This window comes from Planococcus sp. NCCP-2050 (genome assembly GCF_023708025.1).
Lineage (GTDB): Bacteria > Bacillota > Bacilli > Bacillales_A > Planococcaceae > Planococcus.
On record NZ_BRCX01000005.1, the window covers coordinates 180,141 to 198,468 of the forward strand.

At 44.7% G+C, this 18,328-nt stretch carries 21 protein-coding genes and 1 riboswitch; of the genes, 5 read left to right on the plus strand and 16 right to left on the minus strand.

The window, feature by feature from the left end; genetic code table 11:
- Positions 1-249: 249 nt before the first annotated feature.
- A complete protein-coding gene (locus tag NFU07_RS15090) occupies positions 250-1,125 on the plus strand; it encodes a YitT family protein (protein WP_251479498.1) in 876 nt (291 codons plus the stop codon).
- Positions 1,126-1,184: 59 nt separating this feature from the next.
- Here NFU07_RS15090 and NFU07_RS15095 read toward each other — a convergent pair whose 3' ends face one another.
- From NFU07_RS15095 to NFU07_RS15105, 3 genes are all read right to left on the minus strand, one after another.
- Positions 1,185-1,790, minus strand: coding sequence for an Ltp family lipoprotein (locus NFU07_RS15095; protein ID WP_309296785.1), 606 nt, complete (start codon positions 1,788-1,790; stop codon positions 1,185-1,187).
- 18 nt (positions 1,791-1,808) lie between these two features.
- Positions 1,809-1,961: a hypothetical protein gene (locus tag NFU07_RS15100; protein ID WP_251479501.1), complete on the minus strand. Its 153-nt coding sequence runs from the start codon at positions 1,959-1,961 to the stop codon at positions 1,809-1,811.
- A gap of 185 nt (positions 1,962-2,146) precedes the next feature.
- The gene (locus NFU07_RS15105) at positions 2,147-2,689 is read right to left on the minus strand and encodes an Ltp family lipoprotein (RefSeq protein WP_251479503.1); all 543 of its coding nucleotides are present in this window, start codon (positions 2,687-2,689) and stop codon (positions 2,147-2,149) included.
- A gap of 203 nt (positions 2,690-2,892) precedes the next feature.
- Positions 2,893-2,993: riboswitch (SAM riboswitch) on the plus strand.
- 116 nt (positions 2,994-3,109) lie between these two features.
- Between NFU07_RS15105 and NFU07_RS15110 the strand changes: the two genes are divergently transcribed.
- A complete protein-coding gene (locus NFU07_RS15110) occupies positions 3,110-4,237 on the plus strand; it encodes a 5-methyltetrahydropteroyltriglutamate--homocysteine S-methyltransferase (RefSeq protein ID WP_251479505.1) in 1,128 nt (375 codons plus the stop codon).
- A 59-nt stretch (positions 4,238-4,296) separates the two neighbouring features.
- On the opposite strand, the gene NFU07_RS15115 is transcribed toward NFU07_RS15110, so the two are convergent.
- From NFU07_RS15115 to NFU07_RS15130, 4 genes are all read right to left on the minus strand, one after another.
- The gene (locus tag NFU07_RS15115) at positions 4,297-5,433 is read right to left on the minus strand and encodes an NADH-dependent flavin oxidoreductase (protein ID WP_251479509.1); all 1,137 of its coding nucleotides are present in this window, start codon (positions 5,431-5,433) and stop codon (positions 4,297-4,299) included.
- A 165-nt stretch (positions 5,434-5,598) separates the two neighbouring features.
- On the minus strand, positions 5,599-6,582 hold the full coding sequence (locus tag NFU07_RS15120) for an aldo/keto reductase (protein WP_251479511.1): 984 nt from the start codon (positions 6,580-6,582) through the stop codon (positions 5,599-5,601).
- Positions 6,583-6,738: 156 nt separating this feature from the next.
- Entirely contained in the window at positions 6,739-7,548 is an 810-nt protein-coding gene (locus NFU07_RS15125) for a tryptophan-rich sensory protein (protein WP_251479513.1), read from the minus strand.
- Positions 7,549-7,575: 27 nt separating this feature from the next.
- Positions 7,576-8,562 carry a YhdH/YhfP family quinone oxidoreductase gene (locus tag NFU07_RS15130; protein WP_251479515.1) on the minus strand — a complete coding sequence of 329 codons (987 nt, stop codon included), beginning with the start codon at positions 8,560-8,562 and terminating at the stop codon, positions 7,576-7,578.
- 178 nt (positions 8,563-8,740) lie between these two features.
- On the opposite strand from NFU07_RS15130, the gene NFU07_RS15135 reads away from it, so the two are divergent.
- Positions 8,741-9,175, plus strand: coding sequence for a DUF3592 domain-containing protein (locus NFU07_RS15135; protein WP_235198358.1), 435 nt, complete (start codon positions 8,741-8,743; stop codon positions 9,173-9,175).
- A gap of 134 nt (positions 9,176-9,309) precedes the next feature.
- On the opposite strand, the gene NFU07_RS15140 is transcribed toward NFU07_RS15135, so the two are convergent.
- From NFU07_RS15140 to NFU07_RS15160, 5 genes are all read right to left on the minus strand, one after another.
- Complete coding sequence (locus NFU07_RS15140; RefSeq protein ID WP_251479518.1) at positions 9,310-9,819, minus strand: YfiT family bacillithiol transferase; 510 nt, start codon at positions 9,817-9,819, stop codon at positions 9,310-9,312.
- Positions 9,820-9,908: 89 nt separating this feature from the next.
- The gene (locus NFU07_RS15145; RefSeq protein WP_251479588.1) at positions 9,909-10,577 is read right to left on the minus strand and encodes a vWA domain-containing protein; all 669 of its coding nucleotides are present in this window, start codon (positions 10,575-10,577) and stop codon (positions 9,909-9,911) included.
- 183 nt (positions 10,578-10,760) lie between these two features.
- Positions 10,761-11,885 carry a M20 family metallopeptidase gene (locus NFU07_RS15150; RefSeq protein ID WP_251479520.1) on the minus strand — a complete coding sequence of 375 codons (1,125 nt, stop codon included), beginning with the start codon at positions 11,883-11,885 and terminating at the stop codon, positions 10,761-10,763.
- Between the two features lie 43 nt (positions 11,886-11,928).
- Entirely contained in the window at positions 11,929-13,320 is a 1,392-nt protein-coding gene (locus NFU07_RS15155; RefSeq protein WP_251479521.1) for a YfcC family protein, read from the minus strand.
- 258 nt (positions 13,321-13,578) lie between these two features.
- A complete protein-coding gene (locus tag NFU07_RS15160; RefSeq protein ID WP_251479522.1) occupies positions 13,579-14,247 on the minus strand; it encodes a GNAT family N-acetyltransferase in 669 nt (222 codons plus the stop codon).
- A gap of 170 nt (positions 14,248-14,417) precedes the next feature.
- Here NFU07_RS15160 and NFU07_RS15165 point away from each other — a divergent pair, with 170 nt between their 5' ends.
- On the plus strand, positions 14,418-15,059 hold the full coding sequence (locus NFU07_RS15165) for a peptidoglycan-binding domain-containing protein (protein ID WP_251479523.1): 642 nt from the start codon (positions 14,418-14,420) through the stop codon (positions 15,057-15,059).
- Between the two features lie 64 nt (positions 15,060-15,123).
- Here NFU07_RS15165 and NFU07_RS15170 read toward each other — a convergent pair whose 3' ends face one another.
- Positions 15,124-15,441 (minus strand): hypothetical protein, encoded by a 318-nt coding sequence (locus tag NFU07_RS15170; RefSeq protein WP_251479524.1) that lies wholly within the window; start codon positions 15,439-15,441, stop codon positions 15,124-15,126.
- A 400-nt stretch (positions 15,442-15,841) separates the two neighbouring features.
- On the opposite strand from NFU07_RS15170, the gene NFU07_RS15175 reads away from it, so the two are divergent.
- Positions 15,842-17,374, plus strand: coding sequence for a tetratricopeptide repeat protein (locus tag NFU07_RS15175; protein WP_251479525.1), 1,533 nt, complete (start codon positions 15,842-15,844; stop codon positions 17,372-17,374).
- A gap of 48 nt (positions 17,375-17,422) precedes the next feature.
- Here the strand turns inward: NFU07_RS15175 and NFU07_RS15180 are convergent, their stop codons facing one another.
- The 3 genes from NFU07_RS15180 to NFU07_RS15185 all read right to left on the minus strand — a co-directional run bounded on the left by NFU07_RS15180 (position 17,423) and on the right by NFU07_RS15185 (position 18,325).
- Complete coding sequence (locus NFU07_RS15180) at positions 17,423-17,644, minus strand: DUF2188 domain-containing protein (protein ID WP_235198345.1); 222 nt, start codon at positions 17,642-17,644, stop codon at positions 17,423-17,425.
- A gap of 74 nt (positions 17,645-17,718) precedes the next feature.
- Positions 17,719-17,853 (minus strand): hypothetical protein, encoded by a 135-nt coding sequence (locus NFU07_RS17715; protein WP_260107726.1) that lies wholly within the window; start codon positions 17,851-17,853, stop codon positions 17,719-17,721.
- Positions 17,854-17,887: 34 nt separating this feature from the next.
- Positions 17,888-18,325, minus strand: a complete 438-nt coding sequence (locus NFU07_RS15185; RefSeq protein WP_235198344.1) for a hypothetical protein — start codon at positions 18,323-18,325, stop codon at positions 17,888-17,890.
- Positions 18,326-18,328 lie beyond the last annotated feature (3 nt).

Consider the following 18,328-nt stretch of genomic DNA (forward strand, 5'->3'; position numbering starts at 1 on the left):
CTTCCCTTGGATTTTCCTCGGTCTAGGAAGCAAGCTGTTATGTATGGAGAAAGCCTCACTACTTCCTAAGTCAATTATACGCGGCTAACGCCTTAAATAAAACAGAATTTTCTGATTATATTAGTACAGATAAAATCTTTCATGTGCTGATTTTTTCCATTTATCCTGTTAAAAAAGGATAAAAAAGTTTATATTTAATAGTTAGAGTAAAAAAATATTCAAGAAACTGCTGGAAAGAAGGAATAGCATATGAGTGCAATATCCGAAAAACGTAAAATGAGCATCGGGAGAATAATCAAAAAAGCATTGCCGATCATCATCGGCGCCTTTATCACAGCCTATGGACTTGAAGCTGTATTAATTCCAAACAACGTCTCAGATGGCGGCGTCACCGGCCTCAGCATCGTCGGCTCGCAATTATTCGGTTTGCCGCTTGGCTTACTGATCGCTGTCCTCAACATTCCATTCGTCTATCTTGGCTATAAACAGATCGGGAAAAGCTTTGCCATCTATTCCATCATCGGCATTGCTTCCTTAGCGTATGCGACAACCGTCATGCACCACATTCCAACCATTATCGAAGGCGATACGCTGCTCGTCACAGTTATTGGAGGAATCATTATCGGCTTCGGGATGGGTCTCGCTTTGCGGAACGGCGGCGCTTTAGATGGAATCGACATGCTCGCTGTGCTGCTTTCGCGTAAATTGCCATTCGGTACGAGTGACATGATCTTATTCTTAAATTTATTTGTCTTTATCGTCGTTTCATTCGTTTTCGGACTGCAAGGGGCTTTCCTTTCCGGAATCGCTTATTTCATCGCTTCTAAAGTCATCCACCTTGTTGAAGAAGGGTTCAGCGGCTCGAAAACCTATAAAATCATTTCGCAAGAACCGGATCTTCTTGTGCAGACGATTTACGACCGCCTTGGTCGAAATGCCACTTACAGCTTGGTAAAAGGTGCTTATACAAACGATCAGTATAAAGAAATCACTTGCATCATCAACCGTTTGGAAGACAGCAAAATGAAAGAAATCATCTACGAAATCGACAAAAACGCATTCGTAGCGGTTTATGACGTTGCCGAAGTCCGAGGCGGAAACTTTAAAAAACGGGATATCCATTAATTCTTCCCTTATAAAAGACGCTGAGCTCCCTAGAAATCGGGGAGCTCAGCGTCTATTTTTTATAACCCTACGGAATCTACTGCATACGTGGCATCTGCGTTACTGAAGCCTTCATATATTAATTGCTCAATCAAACCGGATCTTGAAAAGGACATCGAATCAAGATAATTCTCAGCAGTTTTAACTGCCTGTTCACTCCAATCCACTTCAATGCTTTCAACTGCATACGTAGCATCTGCATTACTAAAGCCTTCGTAAACTAATTGTTCAATCAAACCCGATTTCGAAAAAGCCATAGACCCAAGATAATTCTCAGCCATCCCGATCGCCTGTTGCTGTGAGAGTGTTTCTGCATCTTTAGCGGCTTGTGCCTTTGCCTCCGCATCAGCTTTTGCTTTCGCTTCTTCTTCGGCCTTGGCTTTTGCTTTCGCCTCCGCTTCTGCTTTCGCTTTTGCCTCAGCCTCTGCTTTTTCTTTAGCAGCCTTTTCTTCAGCTGCTTTTTTCGCTTTTTCTTCCTCTTCTTTTTTCTTCAGTTCCGCTTCTTTCGCTTTTCTTTCTTTTTCTTCTAATAGGAAAAACGGCTCTGCTTCTTTTACTTTCGCTTCTAATTCTTTAACTTTTTCAACAAATTCTTTATTGTCAGCTTCAAGTGTTTCAATATGCAATACCAATTCTTCATTTTCTTATTCAAGTTCTTTTTGCATTTTTTGATTTTCAGTTGTAGAGGCATCTACTTCTGATTGTGAAGGCCCAAAACTACCACCGATAATTAAAGCAATAAAGGCTATTATTATATACTTCCAATTATGTTTAACAAACCTTAGAATTTTTTCCATTTATTATTCCTTCTTTCCACTCTTTCTGTTCATTGTAGTCTATAGGTTTCTAAATTAATACATTTATTTACATTAAACGCGACAAAGTGATTATTTTTTGTTTACTTTTAAATTTACACCTAAGAAATGTACAAAAGATGGGAAGTTCTCTTTTAATAGAGAACTTCCCATCTTTATTGTTATTGTTATAACCCTACAGAATCTACTGCATACGTGGCATCTTCTTCACTGTAGCCGCCAGACTTTAATTGATCAATTAACTCTTTACGCGAAAAAGCGCCATACTTCACATAGCCTTCCGCCTCTTCTACTGCATTGGCCTGCCAATCCACTTCCAAGCTTTGAACCGCATACATGGCATCTCCCTCGCTATAGCCCGCAACCACTAATTGTTCAATCAACCCGCTCTCTGAAAAAGGCGAGTATTTCAAGAAGTTATCTGCGCGAGCAACCGCCTGCTGCTGCGAAGGTGTCTCCATTTTTTTCAATTGCGCTTTCAATTCATTGATTTTTTTATCAGACTCGCTGTTCGCTGCTTCCAACGCTTCCACTTTTGATGCTAATTCTTTAGTGGACGCTTCGAGCTTTTCCTGCTTTTTTTGATTATCGGTTGTAGAACTATATGTCGGGGATTGTAAAAACCCATGGCTTCCGCCGACTGCAAAAGCAATGACGACGGCCAATAGATACTTCCATTTTGTCTTGACGAATGCATTTATTTTCCCCATCTTCAATTCCCTCTTTTTTCTTATTTCTCTTCACTTATCGTAGTATAACTGGATGATTTTAGACAGCATTTTTTAGACGCCTCATGTTCTACTGATGTTCCCTCAATAAGTTTAGAAAAATAAATTTCCCGAATATCCTTGCATTTCCTTCCAAACTGGCTTATGGTTATAAACATCGAATCACAACAAACTGAATAATCGATTTCTTATCAAGAGAGACGGAGGGAATTGGCCCTACGATGTCTCAGCAACCGCCCACGGGCAAGGTGCTAATTCCAATAGGCGAAAGCCTAGAAGATGAGAAGAACAGATTTCCTGACGGGAGCTTTCTTCTTTATTGAAGAGGGCTCTTTTTCATTTGAATGAGAGCCCTGCAAAACGGGCTTGACCCAAACTAAAAACAGAAAGCAGGAATTCCACATGACAAACCCAATTACTGAAACACCGAAAACTGTAGTTAATGCTCCATTCAAAGCAGATCACGTCGGAAGCCTTCTCCGTCCGGACAGCATCCATCAAGCACGAAAAGAATTTAAAGAAGGCCTTATCACAGAGGAACAGCTGCGGGAGGTGGAAACGACTGAAATCAAGCGCATCGTCGACAAGCAAATCGAAGTCGGTTTAAAGGCTGTGACTGATGGCGAATTCCGCCGCACATTCTGGCACACTGATTTCATGGCCCATATCAACGGTTTTGAAGGCTATACGCCGGAAACGGGCTATCGATTCAAAAATGTTGAAACTGAAGCGTATGATGTGCGGAATATCGGCAAAATTTCCTTTAACGACAATCATCCTTTTATCAAAGACTTTATCGAGTTCAAAGAAATTGTCGGCGGCCGTGCAATTCCGAAACTGACGATTCCAAGTCCGAACCAATTCTTCAATGAAGGCATTCGCAATGCAAATTTCTATCCGGATCTTGAAGACTACGCAACAGACGTGATCCAAGCTTACCGTGATGCTTTTAAAACGTTCTATGATTTAGGAGCGCGCTATATTCAAATTGACGATGTCTATATTGCCGGCTTATCGTCTCCGGATATCCCGTTCAACGACGGCAAGTATAGCCGCGAATACTTGATCGACCTTGCACTGCGCGTCGCAAACGGCGTCCTTGAAGGCAAACCGGAAGACCTTACCGTAACGACCCATCTGTGCCGAGGCAACTACCAGTCCGACTGGGCATTTGAAGGAAGCTACGCGCTGATTGCCCCGACCCTATTCGCCAAAGAACAAGTGGACGGCTTCTTCCTGGAATACGATGACGACCGCTCCGGCAGTTTCCAACCGCTTGAACACATTCCCGCTGGCGGGCCAAAAGTGGTACTCGGTGTCTTTACTTCGAAAAACGGCGAACTCGAAGACAAAGAAATCATTAAAGCACGTGTAGCAGAAGCCGCCAAGTATGTCCCGCTTGAGCAACTATGCATCAGTCCGCAATGTGGATTTGCCTCAACCCACCACGGCAATATCCTCACTGAACAGCAGCAATGGGACAAGCTTCGCTATATCGTCGAAGTATCTGAAGAGATTTTCGGAAAATAAATAAAAGAGGCAAGCGCTGAAAAATGGCGCTTGCCTCTTGTTTTGAAAGATATCGAAAATTAAACGTTCACTTCTTCTTCGATTTCGACCATTTTGTACATCGACATCAACTGCCAAAGCGGTCCCGGGATATCAAGCTTGCCGTTCCGCTCTTTTGGAACACTGTGGAAAATCTCGTCTTCTTTTCCTTGTTTCACTTTTTCCGTCCATTCCGGATCAACCAATGCTTGGCGGCCCATCACGACAATATCCGCGCCTTCTTTAAGTGCTGCAACGGCGTCTTCCGGTTTTCTTACGTTTCCGACAACGACGAACGCTGCGCGACCTGCGATTTGCTTAGACAGAATCTCCACGATTGTCCCTTCAATCGCTTCGTTGTGCGGACGTTTTTTATAATCCATCAACGATACGTGCAAGTAGTGGATGCCGCCTTCGATCAACTTCTCAGTCAGAACTTTTGTTTCTTCGATCGTGTAGCCAACGCCCAAATCGCTGTATTCTTCTGGAGACAAACGGTAGCCGACGATAAATTCTTCATTTGCGAATTCTGCCCCTACGCGCTTCACTTCCGCTAGAACAGCGAGCGGGAATTTCAAACGGTTCTCAAAGCTTCCACCCCATTCGTCTTCGCGGCGATTGGTCGCTTCCGAGACAAATTGCTGAAGCAAATACGTATTCGCTCCGTGGATTTCCACGCCGTCAAAACCAGCTTCGATTGCCCGGCGCGTCGTTTCGCCGAAGTCACGGATGATGTTCGTGATTTCTTCAGCTGTCAATTCACGGGGTGCTGCTTTTTCAGGCGTTCCCCCAACTGAACTTGGTGCTACCGTTTCATTTGCTTCAATCAGTTCCGGCTGACCTTGGCGTCCGCCGTGCTGCATTTGCAGAATGGCTTTATTGCCGTTTGTTTTCATTTCAGCGGCCAATTGCTTCAAACGTGGCATGATCAGGTCTTCTTTGAACGCGATGAATTGCCCTGGGAATGCGATGCCATTCTCTGAAACGGCGATGCAGGCAGTGATGAACAAGCTGCCGATATTCGAGCGGCGGCGGTAGTAAAGCAATTCTTCATCCGATACCGTACCATCCGGATTTCCTGAGTATGTTGTCATTGGTGCAACGCCTAAGCGGTTATTCAAAACGACGCCGTTCGGCAATTTGATTTCTTCGAATAAAGCATTGAATTCTGGTTTCATCTATTATATTCCCCTTTTCTATTGGCTCATTTATCCAAATTAGCATAGGCTCATGTGGACTACAAGAATTCTAGCTCGCGGAATAGGAGATTCTGCTCGAACAAAATAAATCCAAAATGGACTGGGGCCATTTTGGATTTATTGGACTATTTTCGTGGCTGGTGCTTATTTCGGCAATACGGCTTTTGCAGAAATCAGCTTCTCTTCAAGCAGCTCTTGCCAGAAGGCCGCTGGAATGACCGCTTTCAATGCCTTCATGTCTTCTTTGATGCGATCCGGTCTTGTCGAACCCGTCACTACTGCTTTAACAGCAGGATGCGCTGTTGAAAATTGAATCGCGGCATCTTTTAAGTTAACGCCGTGGTTTTTAGCGATTTCCGTAAAGCGCTCGACTTTCTTTTTCTGTTCGGGCGTGATTTCTTTGTAATCGAAATAATCTCCGCCAAACAGCGCACCTGAATTGAAGGAACCGCCGATGATAAGTCCGCCGTCTTTTTCAAGCGCCAGCGGCATCATGCGTTCAAGAGCCCGTTCATGCTGCAGAATGGTGTATTGGGTCGCTGATAAACTCAAATCGGGATGAGCTTCTTCCAGTTCAAGCGCCACTTCAATTGGAGTCGTTGTATTGACGCCAAGCCCCCACGCTTTAATGACCCCTTCATCACGAAGACGGTCCAGTACTTTAAAAGCGCCATGGCGTGCTTCGTCAAATTTCGTAATCCATTCATCCCCTAAAAAGTCCGGGGACAGATCGTGGACGAAAACCATATCGAGGCGATCCGTTTTCAAACGCTTCAAGCTGTCTTCAATCGATTTCAGCGTGCCGTCTTCCGTATAATCTGTTTCGATTTTATTTTGCCGGCCATCTTCAAACAGCCCTTCTTTTTCTTCTTTTTCATCGAGGATAATCCGGCCGACTTTCGAACTTAAGAGAAATTCATCTCGGTTATAGGAAGATAAAACTTCACCTAGCCGCAACTCAGCGAGCCCCGCCCCGTAGAACGGCGCTGTATCAAAATACCGGATTCCTTCATCCCAGGCAGAACGGATGGTCTCCATCGCTTCATCTTCCGGAACTTCTCTGAACATATTGCCAAGCGGCGCAGTCCCGAGCCCAAGTTTATTCTTTATCGTCACTTCGTTTTTCATGAATAGACACCTCTTTTTGTTAGTTGTTTTAAATGAAACACATTCCTTTATTTACCCGCTGCAAATTCAGCTAAACGAACTGTTTTTGCCGGAAGGCGGACAATAAAAAAAACAGGCATAAGAAATTCTTAAGCCTGTTTTACGTGCTTACTGCCTTTAACGCGCATGTTTCAAGAACAGCGCATTTCCATTTTTGATGAATCTCCATATCGCTGCGATCAAGAAAATCACGATGCCCGCAATCAGAAGCCCTTGAATAGCAGTCGACAGTTCCGGATCGACGCGCCCGCTTCTATACGAACCGTAGATTCCGAAGAACGCCCAGGCCAAAGGCAGCGGGTAAGCCGCGTTTTTGTACCGGGAGATGTAAATAAGGACAAAGGCGATCGCAACCACTAAGATGATCAATGTCCAAACCGAATAGGAAATGCCGAAACCGTTCCATTCCAGCTGCACCAATAGCAAAGAAGTGTTAACGACTGTCGCAATCGTCACCCATGCACAGTAAAGCGTGAAACTAAGCCCCGCAAGCGTAGACGGAACTTCAAAACGGTGCGTGTAGATTTTCCCGATGATGACGAGCAATGAAAACAGCAGGCCGATGATTAAAATCGTCGAGATGCCCAGTCGCTCATAAGAAAACGCCACAATCCAAGCCATATTAAACACCGAACTCAAGATAAACCAAGGAGAAATCAGCAAGATCAGCTCACTGACATTTCTCTGTTTTCTCTTGATGAAGAAATAGGCTAAGGTAATGAACAACAAACTATAAATGACGCCCCAAATCGAAAACGTAAAAGGCGCCGGGGAAATTAGCGTCAAGTATTGGTCGGAAATATCCCCTTGGCTCTGTCCATTAAAGAACCCGGACGAACCGAGGTAATTCACGCCAAGCGTCAAAAAATAAAACAACAGATTCAATATCGCGAACAGCTGCGTTTTTTTCAGCATTTGATCAGTCACAATGTCCTCATCCTTTCTAATTTTCTCTTAGCATTTCACAATCGTACGGCCTAAATGTTCTCCATTTTTAAGGGCATCAATGGTTGTCGGCACTTCTTCAAGCGCAACTTCATCCACCAATGTTGTTCCCGCAATATTCCAGTCGGTTGCGATCTTTTCCCAAATCGCCGGCCGTTTTTGGATCGGCACATTGACGGAATCGATGCCCAGCAAATTGATGCCGCGCAAGATAAACGGCAGGACCGTTGTTTTCAGTTCGACACCGGCTGCCATTCCACATGTACTGATGCTGCCGCCATAGGAAATCTGTGGAATCAAGACGGACGTCACGTCTCCTCCAACGGTATCCAGTACATAATCGAACTTTTGTTTATTCAGCGGCTTTTTCAGTTCGCCTAGGTCGTCCGGGAATATGACCGTATGAGCGCCAAGAGATTTGGCTACCTCTACTTGATGGTCTTTCCGGACCAATGCCGTGATGTTTTCGTAGCCGATTTTTGCGAGCATCTGTACGGCGATGCTTCCGACTCCGCCGGTTGACCCCGTCACGAGCACCGCTGGATTGTTTTTTGGATCCATGCCCGCTTTTTCCAATGCCATTATCGAAAGAGCCGCTGTGAATCCGGCAGTACCGAAAATCATCGCATCTCGTAAGCTTAAATGCGCTGGCAGCGGCACCACCCAATCAGCTGGAATCCGCGCATATTCAGCGAATCCGCCGGTATGGCTCATCCCCATTTCAAATCCGGTGACGATGACTTCCTGTCCTTCTTTAAAACGGGAATCTTCCGAACGCACCACCGTACCGCTCAAATCGATTCCGGGAATCATCGGGTAGTTCCGGATCACGCCGCCATTTTTCTGCACCGCCAGCATGTCTTTATAATTGATCGAAGAAAACGCCACTTTGATGAAGACCTCACCTTGCGCCAATTGGTCTTCATCAATTTGTTCCACTCCGTAAGCCAGTTCGCCTTCCTGTTCCTTAATGACAATTGCTTTAAAAGAATCCATTCGTAACCCCTCCTTCCTTCTCTCTTCCCTAATTGGCTTTGCGGCAAAACGACTTTCCCGAAAAAGGCTGCCCAAGAAATGAACTCCTCCTTGGATCTCAATGTTTATTTCTTTTGTGATATACTTTTATTATCCATTTGAATAAAATATTACCAACTAATGAATAGGAGGATTTACAATGACAGAACAACAAGGACTGTTAGCAACAGCTTACATTCTCTTGCCCATCGGTTTGATTATGCTGGCAGTAGGTTTCTACACTTTTTACTACTTCAAAATAGGAAAAAAGAAAAAATGCACCGCTGAAACGGTTGGCACAATCGTAGACCAAGCAGGCAGTCCGGACCGCCTGTATCCGGTGGTGGAATTTCAAGCAAACGGAAAAATGTACCGCAAGCGGAATTCGGCTTCCATTACCAAACAGAGGCTCGGCAGCATTCATGTCAGCAATGGCTACGAGCGCGGCCAACAAGTAACCGTCAATTACGATCCCGCAAAACCAACCCGCTGGATGATGAATGATTCCAAAGAGCAGATGATCCTGCCAATCATGTTTCTCGCGACAGGTTTGATATTTGTCGCGCTTGCAGCTCTTTTCTTTTTTATGGCTTAGTAAAATTTGATTTTATACCTGCCGCTGCATCGTAAGGAAAAAGACGGAAGAGCTTAATTTTCAGCTCTTCCGTCTTTTCATTGAAAAAAGCACATTCGCAAACTGCGGAATGTGCTTCTAGAACTTCTGCTGATTCAGTTTTCCAAAGCTATTTTTATATGTGCCAAATGATGCTCTTCGTGCCAGCACAACTTCGCGAGTTTCGTTGCGACACTGATTTCACCGTTTGTTTCATGAGTGAATACACGCTTCAATTGATCCTCTGTCACTTGTTTCCCAAGTGCCACAATCCGTTCATTCAGCCCTTCAAGCATCCGGATGGAGCTTTCCACCGGCAATGCGTTGTCCGGGAGTTCTGCCCATTTTTCCTGGTCAAAAGCAGGAACTGTCGGATTGTCGTCTGTCAATGCGAGTCTCAGCCGCTGGTACATATTGAGCTGCGAATCCGCAATATGGTGCACGAGTTGGCGAACAGTCCAACTGCCTTCTCTGTAACGCTTGCCAAGCTCTGCATCATCCAACGAATCCACCGTTTCTCTTAAGCGCGTCGTGTAACTTTCAATTTTGCTGAACCATTCTTGAAGATTTTCAGCTTTCACATGTTCAGGAACTTCTAATTTTCCAATCGGAAATCTTACATCCATTTGTCCAACCTCTTTCCCTTATGCATTTTGTAATCGTTCGGTTCACGCTCAATATACCAATGGGGCAAGATTTTGTAAACCGGACTCTTTTATTTCAAAATCCCTTTATCTTTGGCTTCTTTCAGCCACATCGGAAATTCATTCAACAGCTGATTGTATAATTCCTCGTCTGATACTTGGCTGATATCATCCACATGGAAGAAGTTTGCATTGTCGACCACGCGGCCACCCATGGTATCGAGTTTCCGCAAAACATCGAAATTCGAATCGCCAATTCCGACAAACTGCCAAAAAATCGGCTTGTCCGATGATTCCACGATGAATTTCTTGATGCCGGGTTTGCACCCGCCGTCATTGATGAACACCAGAAATACCGGTTCATCGCCCGGTTCTTGTTTCGTGTACTTGCGAATGACGTCTTCCATCACTTTCGGCTCGTCATTGCGGCCGAATTTATGGACGCCGGTATTCGACAGAATGTTCTTTTCCACATACCCCATGAAGGTCGCTTCGGTGGCACTCGGCAGCCTGGAGAATTCGTTGTCGTAGACCCAGACATCCAATTCGCCGTCGTCATCAAACTGGCTTGCGACCGCCAGCACCCGTTCGACCACTTCCTGGACGACGCCTTCGTTGTAAAGTTTTCTCATCGATCCGGAGATATCTAGCACAATCCCCACTCTCGCCGAGACATCCGTCAGTTTTTTCTTCTCCAACACAATCGTTGCCGCTTTTTTCTTTAGCGAGATGCCGCTGATTTTTTCTTCTTGCTCCGGCTTTTTGAAAAGGCCTAATTTATCGAATAAACCCAAGATATCCGCCTCCTATACTGTTCTTTGTTCCAGTATAACGAGATATCAAACCGAATGACAGCTTCTCCTAAAAATGTAAAAAGAAAAAGCACAGCGGAAAATAATCCCACTGCACTCTTCAATCAATCTTTAAATTTTCAAAAGCAGTTTTGCAATGAGTGCCGCCCGCTTCGGCAGTTCCGAAATGACGATTTGTTCATTTCGCGCGTGAATGCCGACACCAATTGCCCCTAAGCCATCAATTGTTGGAATTCCCATAGCAGCGGTGATATTGCCATCGCTTGCTCCGCCGACCGAGGCCTCGTCAAGCTCTAAACCAAGTTCTGAACCAGCTGCTTTCGCCATTTCAAACAGCCGGGCAGTTTGTTCAGTACGCTCCATCGGCGGACGCGAAATGTCCCCATCAACTGTAAGTTCCGTGCCTTCCAAAAACGGCTCTAAGCCGCGGATCAATTGGTCGATGCGCTGTTGTTCGCTGCTCGAAGTCGCCCGGACATCCACACCGATTTCTGCGCTGTCCGGAACGACGTTCAATTTGCCGCCGCCTTTAACCAACCCGATATTAATGGTTGTGCCTTTTTCGTAATCCGTCTGCGATTCCAAGTATTCGACTGCACGCGCAGCCGCACGTAGCGCATTCGCCCCTTCATGATGGTTGTTCCCGGCATGAGCGGATTTCCCTGTGAAGCGGATCGTGTAGCGGGCCGATCCTTTCCGCGCCGTTTTCAAAGCGCCTGTCCCGACTACCGGCGGTTCCGTTACAAGAACTCCACTGCAGCCTTCTGCTGCGCGACGGATAGCTTCTCTTGAAGCCGGACTGCCGATTTCTTCTTCGCTTGTAAACAAATAGACAATTTTCTTTTCCATCGGGAGCTCTAATTCTTTAATCGCTTTTAGCGCCCAGATTCCCTGGACAAGCCCGCCTTTCATGTCGAGAATCCCTGGCCCATATGCGATGCCCGCTTCCTCGCGGTATGTCAATTCACCTGGATCCCATACCGTATCAAAATGGGAGAGGATGAGTACTTTCTCTTCCCCTTCGCCGAATTCAAGTTTATAGTGGTCCCCGTATTCTTTTTCCGGAATCACTTCCGCTTGCTTGTCAATATGGCGCTCCAGCAATTCCTGGATGCGCATTCCGCAGCGGTCGGTTTGTTCTTTATCGAGCGAAGGCGAATCACTTTCCACAAGATAGCGAATATCTTCAAGTATTTCTTTTTGATGTTCTTCCATATACTTCATTACTGGATCCATCATTGCCACCTCTTTCGCTTAATTTTCCCACGTACTGAAATGTTTATTGATAGCCGGTAAGGACGGCAATCCCGACCATGATGATGCCGACGAGCACCCAAAGGAGCATAAGCGGCAAGACGAACTTGAACCATTTCAAGTACGGGATTTTTCCGACAGCAAGAACCGCCATCAAAATTCCGGAAGTCGGGGCAATAATATTCGTTGTGCCGTCGCCAAGTTTAAAGGCGAGTACCGCCGTCTGTCTTGTAATGTCGAGCATATCCGCAAGCGGCACCATAAACGGCATGACGATCGCCGCTTGACCAGTCCCTGATGTGATGATCAGATTGAACAAAAGGTTGAAGATGAACATGGCAATGGCTGCCAAGAATAGTGGAAGTTCCGCCATCGGGATAAATGCTGCGTTGACAATTGTATCGAGCACTTTGCCATTTTCGAGCACGATGACGACTGATCTCGCCAATCCGATAACCAGTGCACCGTAAACAATCCCTTGGGCACCTTTGATAAACACCTGCACGTATTCGTTCATGCGGAGGCCGCCCACAATCGCAGCGGCAATTGACATCATGATGAATATTCCAGCCAGTTCATTTGTGCTCCATTCAAATTGGAATACGCCGTAGATGAACGATGCCATAAAAAGCAAGGACGTCAAAAGCACCAGTTTATGCCGGCCCGTGAATGGCCCAAACTCTTCTGCTTTTTGCTCATCCGCACCGTCTGTCTCTGAGAACTTGACGATGCTCTTCGCTGGATCTTTACTAATGCGTTTCACATAAAGCAAAATGTAAGTCATCGTAATCGCGAGCAAGATAAAGAATGCCGTGAGCCGCAGATGCCATCCGGAGAACAGCGGCAATTCAGCAATCGATTGAGCAAGCCCCGTGATGACCGGATCGAACGTCCCAGTTGCGACTCCGACGTACTGCCCGAGATACACCATCGCCACACCGATGATCGGGTCCAACTTTAACGCCCTTGCTAAAATAATCCCAATCGGAATAAAAGCAATGATGGCATTTCCGCTAATGCCGACAAAATCCATCACGGCAAAAATCATGATAAAGACAGCAACCAATATGTATTTTTGATTTTTCGCCCGGCCTATCAAAGCGTTGACTCCTGAATTGATAGCCCCAGTATGGTCAATAACTCCCACTGCACCGCCGATGATCAACACCATGAAAATGATGGGCGCAGAATCGACGAGCCCTTGCTGAATCGATGTAAAAATCGACAGCAGCGTCGTTGGGTCGTTATCAATGCGTTCGTATGTCCCTTCAATTACCAGACTTCGTCCATCGACCTCTTCACGCTGAAATTCCCCTGCCGGCACAACATACGTCAATAGAACCGCCAACAACAAAATCGCAAAGATGATGACAAACGCATCCGGCATTTCAAACCTTCTTTTCTTCACCTTTTCCATCCTCCAGTCTCCTTTGGAAACCGACACCTTTCATACCAGCAGGCAGAGTTATTTTGCCTGCCGCATTCCGTACACCGACTTCTTTTATTTTCATTATTTTCCGATAATAATCGTAACAATGACAGTTTATTCTGTCAAATAGACTTCCCTGAGTTCTTTCCCCTTTCTCTCTATGATTTGAGTTGGAAAAGCAAAAAAGACCGGACAGTATTCCTGTCCAATCTTTTCCTCCTACACTCTAGTGATTTCCACTCAAAGTTACTTATCCCAAAAAGGATTTTTCCACTCCATCAATAGGGCATATCCTTTAGACTCCTCGTCTTCCAAATAATTCGGTACGACACTTACCGGCGTTCTTCCGCAGCGAAGCAAAAACGAAATAACCGGATCTTTCAATTTCCCTTCCAGCACTTGTTCTGCGTATTGTTCGGCAGTGAGCGTCTGGGTATAGTTGTGATATCCCGGCATCCGGCCGCCGCCAAGTACTCGCTCCAATCCGTCCTGCACGACGCGTTCATATAGAGCCTGCATCAACAGGTGGCCAAGCTTCAACGACCGGAATTTCGGGCGGATGCAAATATCGACGACGTAAAGCGTCTTGCCGTCTGGATTATGGTTGCGGATATAGCCACTATCCGTCGCCTCTTCCCATGTATGTTCAGGATGATCAGGATCAAAATCCATCAGCAACGCTGTAATGGAACCGGCAAGTTCCCCAGCGATTTCCAGACAGATCGCCCCTTCCGGATACAATTCCACATGGTTTGCCAATTGCTCCTCGTTCCACCAAAGCTCCGATGGAAACGGAGGCGGAAAACTTTCCTGCTGGATTGCGATCAATTCCGGGAAATCAGATGCGTTGTAATTGCGTATCGTTGCCGCCACGGGTGTTTCGCCGTCAAAGACGTATTGCTTCTTTTTGTACATGGTGTACCTCCTTTACTAGCCTAGTTAAGAGTTGATCAAAATCATTTTAGAAGTTTGATTTTATTATGAAGGAAATAAAAAATAAGTAAATTAACACCATCACTTATCGTTTCAGTTATTTAACTAAAGGGTATACAGGTGGCAAAATATAAATCCAGGAGGAATCAACCGTGAAGAAAAAATGGGTTCCAACGTTGCTGGCATTCGGATTATTGGTCGCATCCCCTCTAGCTATTCAACCAGCGGAAGCAACAAGCCATACTACTGCCGCCCAGGAAAACAAGCTGCCAGCGAACCTTGCGAATCTCATGAATATTGCCCCGGAGCATCAGTTTACGCTGCGCAAAGGAAGCACACGGATTGAAGTGAAACTCCTCCAATGGACTTTGAATGAGTACGGATTGAAAACCTCGGTCGATGGCGTTTTCGGCAATAAAACTTTGGCAAATGTGCGAAAGTACCAAGCAGATAAAGGCTTGAAAGTCGATGGGGTGGTCGGTATGAATACGTGGGCTGCGCTCTATGCCGAGCACAAGAAACCGGCAGAACCAAGCGGGCAATTGCCAGCCAAGCTCAAAAATCTCATGAACATTGCACCCGAACATCAATTTATCCTGCGTGAAGGCAGCAAGCGCATCGAAGTCGAACTTCTCCAATGGACTTTAAATGAGTATGGGCTGCAAACAACGGTCGATGGCATTTTCGGACCGAAGACCAAACAAAACGTCCGGAAATATCAGGCTGATAAAGGCTTGAAAGTAGATGGCGTAGTCGGTACCAACACTTGGGCCGCGCTCTATGCGGAGTATTAGAAAATAGCGATCCAACAAAAGAAGCCCGTCCGGAAAAATCGGACGGGCTTCTTCTCTATTTAATTCAAGATGAGGTTTCTACTGTTTTACTGTAATGACTGTAAGCAAAATAGCCGCTCAGTAAACCAAGTGCCCCTCCCAACGCAATGGCTGCAGCCATAGATACCGGGAAAAAGAGGCTGAAAACTACCCCGCCAGCGCTCCCAAAGACCATGCCGAGCGGAATCATACTATCGAGCCAGGTCTGAGCTTCTGTTGTTTTTTTCTTTCCATTTGTGCCTCGTTTTTGCTTGGCTTTAAGGCTTTGAATAACAAAAAGTGCAATCGCCCCTACGATAAGGATGGGCAATACGATGAGGATGATGTCGGTCACTGTTTCCATGTGAAAATCTCCTTTCGCAATCGAATAAATTCCAAATTAATCACGTTCATATTTTTCTAATATTCTGTAAAAATAAGTCTTGTTAATGCCCAATATAGCAATCGATTGGAAGTTTGTAAACTTATAGATGGGATGAACTTGCTTCCTTTCTATACAAAGAGCGTGGTTCCGCCCTACTCTCCGTTCCTTTAATCCTTTCAAATAAGGTCCAAATGCTTATGAAAAATTTATATGTTCCATCACATATAAATGGTAATCTATAGAAAACTTAATAGAAGATAATTAATCAGAATCACGGGCAATGTCTAGAACGAAAAAAAGCTGGTCGCTGCTCTTGCAACCTCCTCTTTTTATCCGGTATCTATTCGGTTTGAATTTCACATAGAAAGTAGAGAACAACATGAAGTTTCTGGGAAAAGCGTTACTTTTATTGATTTTATTTACCGGGATCAGCATCGGCAGTTATTGGCTCATCTTTAGCCAAGGATTGATCCTTGGACTATTCCTTGCTTTTATCCTGCTGATTTTCTGTTTAGCGGTGGTGGCCCTCAGCCTTTACGGCCTCCATATCGGACAGCTCGCAAAACTGCGTTTGGCTAATCGGATGGAAATCGCAAGCCTGCTGATTTTGACCATCTACCTCAGTTCGGCTATTGGTCTCTTTGCACTCGCCAATACGTTGATAGAAGCGAAAGATCTGACGAAGGATTTTACAGCGGCAGAAAAAACGCAAACCTTGGCTTCCTCGTTTTTTAACAGCACTGCTACTCAAAATGTAGCAGGCACGATCGAGAAAAATGGAATTTCCTATTCGTATACCAATTCCACAAAAGACGAAATCGATAAAGTCGATGCGCTCCTTGAACAGGAAAAAGAACGAATTGATAAGTTCTTCGGCAACGAAAGTACAGGAGAACTGACGATTGTTTTCCACGATGATTTTGATACATTGTCTGAAGCCTCTGGCATTGAAGACGCGTTGGGCTATTATGATTATTATACGCAGGAAATCCATCTGGTTCCGGACGAGTATTCCTGGGACATCACCTTGCTTCACGAATACAGCCACCACCAAAGCCATGTTTACTCGCAAGAACAGATGTTGTCAGAAACACGCTTGCCGGCTTGGTTTGAAGAAGGAACCGCTGAATACTTGGCAGGTGAAAGCAGCGACTGGTATGAGATGGAAGAAGTTGAACCCATTGATTTTCATCTCATGGACCACAACTTTACTTTCCATGACACCTACACCCGGAACTTCGACCCTTACGTCCAAAGTTTACTCGCGGTCGAGTCGCTTGCCGATGCTTATGGAGAAGATCAATTAAAATCATTCCTCGCAGCTAAAATGCCAAGCGAATTTTATAAAATGCTGGAAGAAACGACTGGTATGACGCTCGTTGAATTCCAGGAAACGTTCCTTGATGACCTTATGGCAGAAAGCAAAGCCGAATCCGAAACATACGAAGCTGCCTATGAAGCGCTTGACAATGGAGACCATGAAGAAGCGCAAGCGCTGATTGACGAGCTCTCTGCATCGGCTTCAGACGAAGAGCTAGCTCGACTCGCTTGGATGCAGACAGACCTTTACCTCATGCAGGATCAGTTTGATGAGGCGATTGCCTTCATGGAAAATCGATTGGAAACAAGCGGCCCTAAACACCGGATTGATGATTTGATGACGCTTGCCGAATTTTACATGTTGATGGATCCAGAGAAATCTTTGGCATTGATCCAGCAAGCTGATGAAGAATCCGTAGACGAAGCATACACGTACGAGTTAGAAGCCTACTTAGAAGCATATGAACTGATCGACTCCCCTTCACCGCAGGAAGGCTATCTGATTCTTTTGGATGAAGAGCTGATTTACAATGAAACGATCAATAAGAAACTGGCTGAAAAAGTGGAAAACGAGTTTCCGCAAGCTAGTTGATTTATACAAAAAGAGCTTCCGCATTTGAGTGCGAAAGCTCTTTTCTATTTATCCTTTTGGCGGAAATGGATCTTTACCATAAGTATTTCGCTCTCGAATTTTCCCCTTTCGAGAATGAATAAAAAGTTCGCTTCCTTGATTTTTACTAATTTCTTTTGCAGCTTCAATAGCTTCTTGTTGTGTTTTATGAATACTAGTTGCTTTTGAGTTGCCAGCACCTTTAACTTGCCACTCGTCCGCTTTAGGTGTCACATGCTGATTTTTCCCCATTCAATAATTCCCCCTTTAATCTTTATCATTGAATTTCTTAATCAAAAGCTCTTTAAAACTTATATGACAATCATCTATTCTTCGAAATCTCCATTATATTCATCTTCTTCCTCTCCAGAACATGAGTAACAAAGATTCCATTTCATTGCAGCTTTATTATAAAAATCTCCACACTCAACACAACGCACTTCAAGAAACTCTTCATTCATATTTATCCCCCCTTATGGCTGTAATACGATTTAATTATTTATTTAGTTTCGATTCGCTAAGAACTATCTCTCTACCACTAGTTAATTCACCTAATGTATAATATGAATGAGTTTGAAGAGGTCCATCAGTTCGAGGTTTATGCTTCAGTTCTTTTTCAATATTTAAGAGATAAAATTTATACTCTTCCTTTTCTCCAAACCCAAAATCTGCTGCTCTGTCAGCAATATAACTTTTTAATCTTTTTTGAATTTCTTCATTAAATATTTTAATTTCTTTTTCCCAATTGTTCTCTAAAGGTCTAAGAATAAGTTCACTTTGAACACTGTAAAGTGTATCCATGATACCTCCACGTTCACGAATCGTCATATATTGAGCAGCCTTATATGATCGAGGATGTGGATGTGCATGAATCAAATATTTTTTCACAATCTTTATTGTTCTTCCTCCAGGTACTGACAATACTTCTTTCATCTT

Excerpts from the sequence above, each read along its gene's own strand:
- NFU07_RS15135 (WP_235198358.1), top strand. The coding sequence starts at position 8,741 with ATGACAGAACAACAAGGACTGTTAGCAACAGCTTACATTCTCTTGCCC.
- NFU07_RS15110 (WP_251479505.1), top strand. The coding sequence starts at position 3,110 with ATGACAAACCCAATTACTGAAACACCGAAAACTGTAGTTAATGCTCCA.
- NFU07_RS15120 (WP_251479511.1), bottom strand. The coding sequence starts at position 6,582 with ATGAAAAACGAAGTGACGATAAAGAATAAACTTGGGCTCGGGACTGCG.
- NFU07_RS15150 (WP_251479520.1), bottom strand. The coding sequence starts at position 11,885 with ATGGATCCAGTAATGAAGTATATGGAAGAACATCAAAAAGAAATACTT.
- NFU07_RS15105 (WP_251479503.1), bottom strand. The coding sequence starts at position 2,689 with ATGGGGAAAATAAATGCATTCGTCAAGACAAAATGGAAGTATCTATTG.
- NFU07_RS15140 (WP_251479518.1), bottom strand. The coding sequence starts at position 9,819 with ATGGATGTAAGATTTCCGATTGGAAAATTAGAAGTTCCTGAACATGTG.
- NFU07_RS15180 (WP_235198345.1), bottom strand. The coding sequence starts at position 17,644 with ATGGGGAAAAATCAGCATGTGACACCTAAAGCGGACGAGTGGCAAGTT.
- NFU07_RS15175 (WP_251479525.1), top strand. The coding sequence starts at position 15,842 with ATGAAGTTTCTGGGAAAAGCGTTACTTTTATTGATTTTATTTACCGGG.
- NFU07_RS15115 (WP_251479509.1), bottom strand. The coding sequence starts at position 5,433 with ATGAAACCAGAATTCAATGCTTTATTCGAAGAAATCAAATTGCCGAAC.
- NFU07_RS17715 (WP_260107726.1), bottom strand. The coding sequence starts at position 17,853 with ATGAATGAAGAGTTTCTTGAAGTGCGTTGTGTTGAGTGTGGAGATTTT.
- NFU07_RS15160 (WP_251479522.1), bottom strand. The coding sequence starts at position 14,247 with ATGTACAAAAAGAAGCAATACGTCTTTGACGGCGAAACACCCGTGGCG.
- NFU07_RS15185 (WP_235198344.1), bottom strand. The coding sequence starts at position 18,325 with ATGAAAGAAGTATTGTCAGTACCTGGAGGAAGAACAATAAAGATTGTG.
- NFU07_RS15170 (WP_251479524.1), bottom strand. The coding sequence starts at position 15,441 with ATGGAAACAGTGACCGACATCATCCTCATCGTATTGCCCATCCTTATC.
- NFU07_RS15090 (WP_251479498.1), top strand. The coding sequence starts at position 250 with ATGAGTGCAATATCCGAAAAACGTAAAATGAGCATCGGGAGAATAATC.
- NFU07_RS15155 (WP_251479521.1), bottom strand. The coding sequence starts at position 13,320 with ATGGAAAAGGTGAAGAAAAGAAGGTTTGAAATGCCGGATGCGTTTGTC.
- NFU07_RS15130 (WP_251479515.1), bottom strand. The coding sequence starts at position 8,562 with ATGGATTCTTTTAAAGCAATTGTCATTAAGGAACAGGAAGGCGAACTG.
- NFU07_RS15100 (WP_251479501.1), bottom strand. The coding sequence starts at position 1,961 with ATGGAAAAAATTCTAAGGTTTGTTAAACATAATTGGAAGTATATAATA.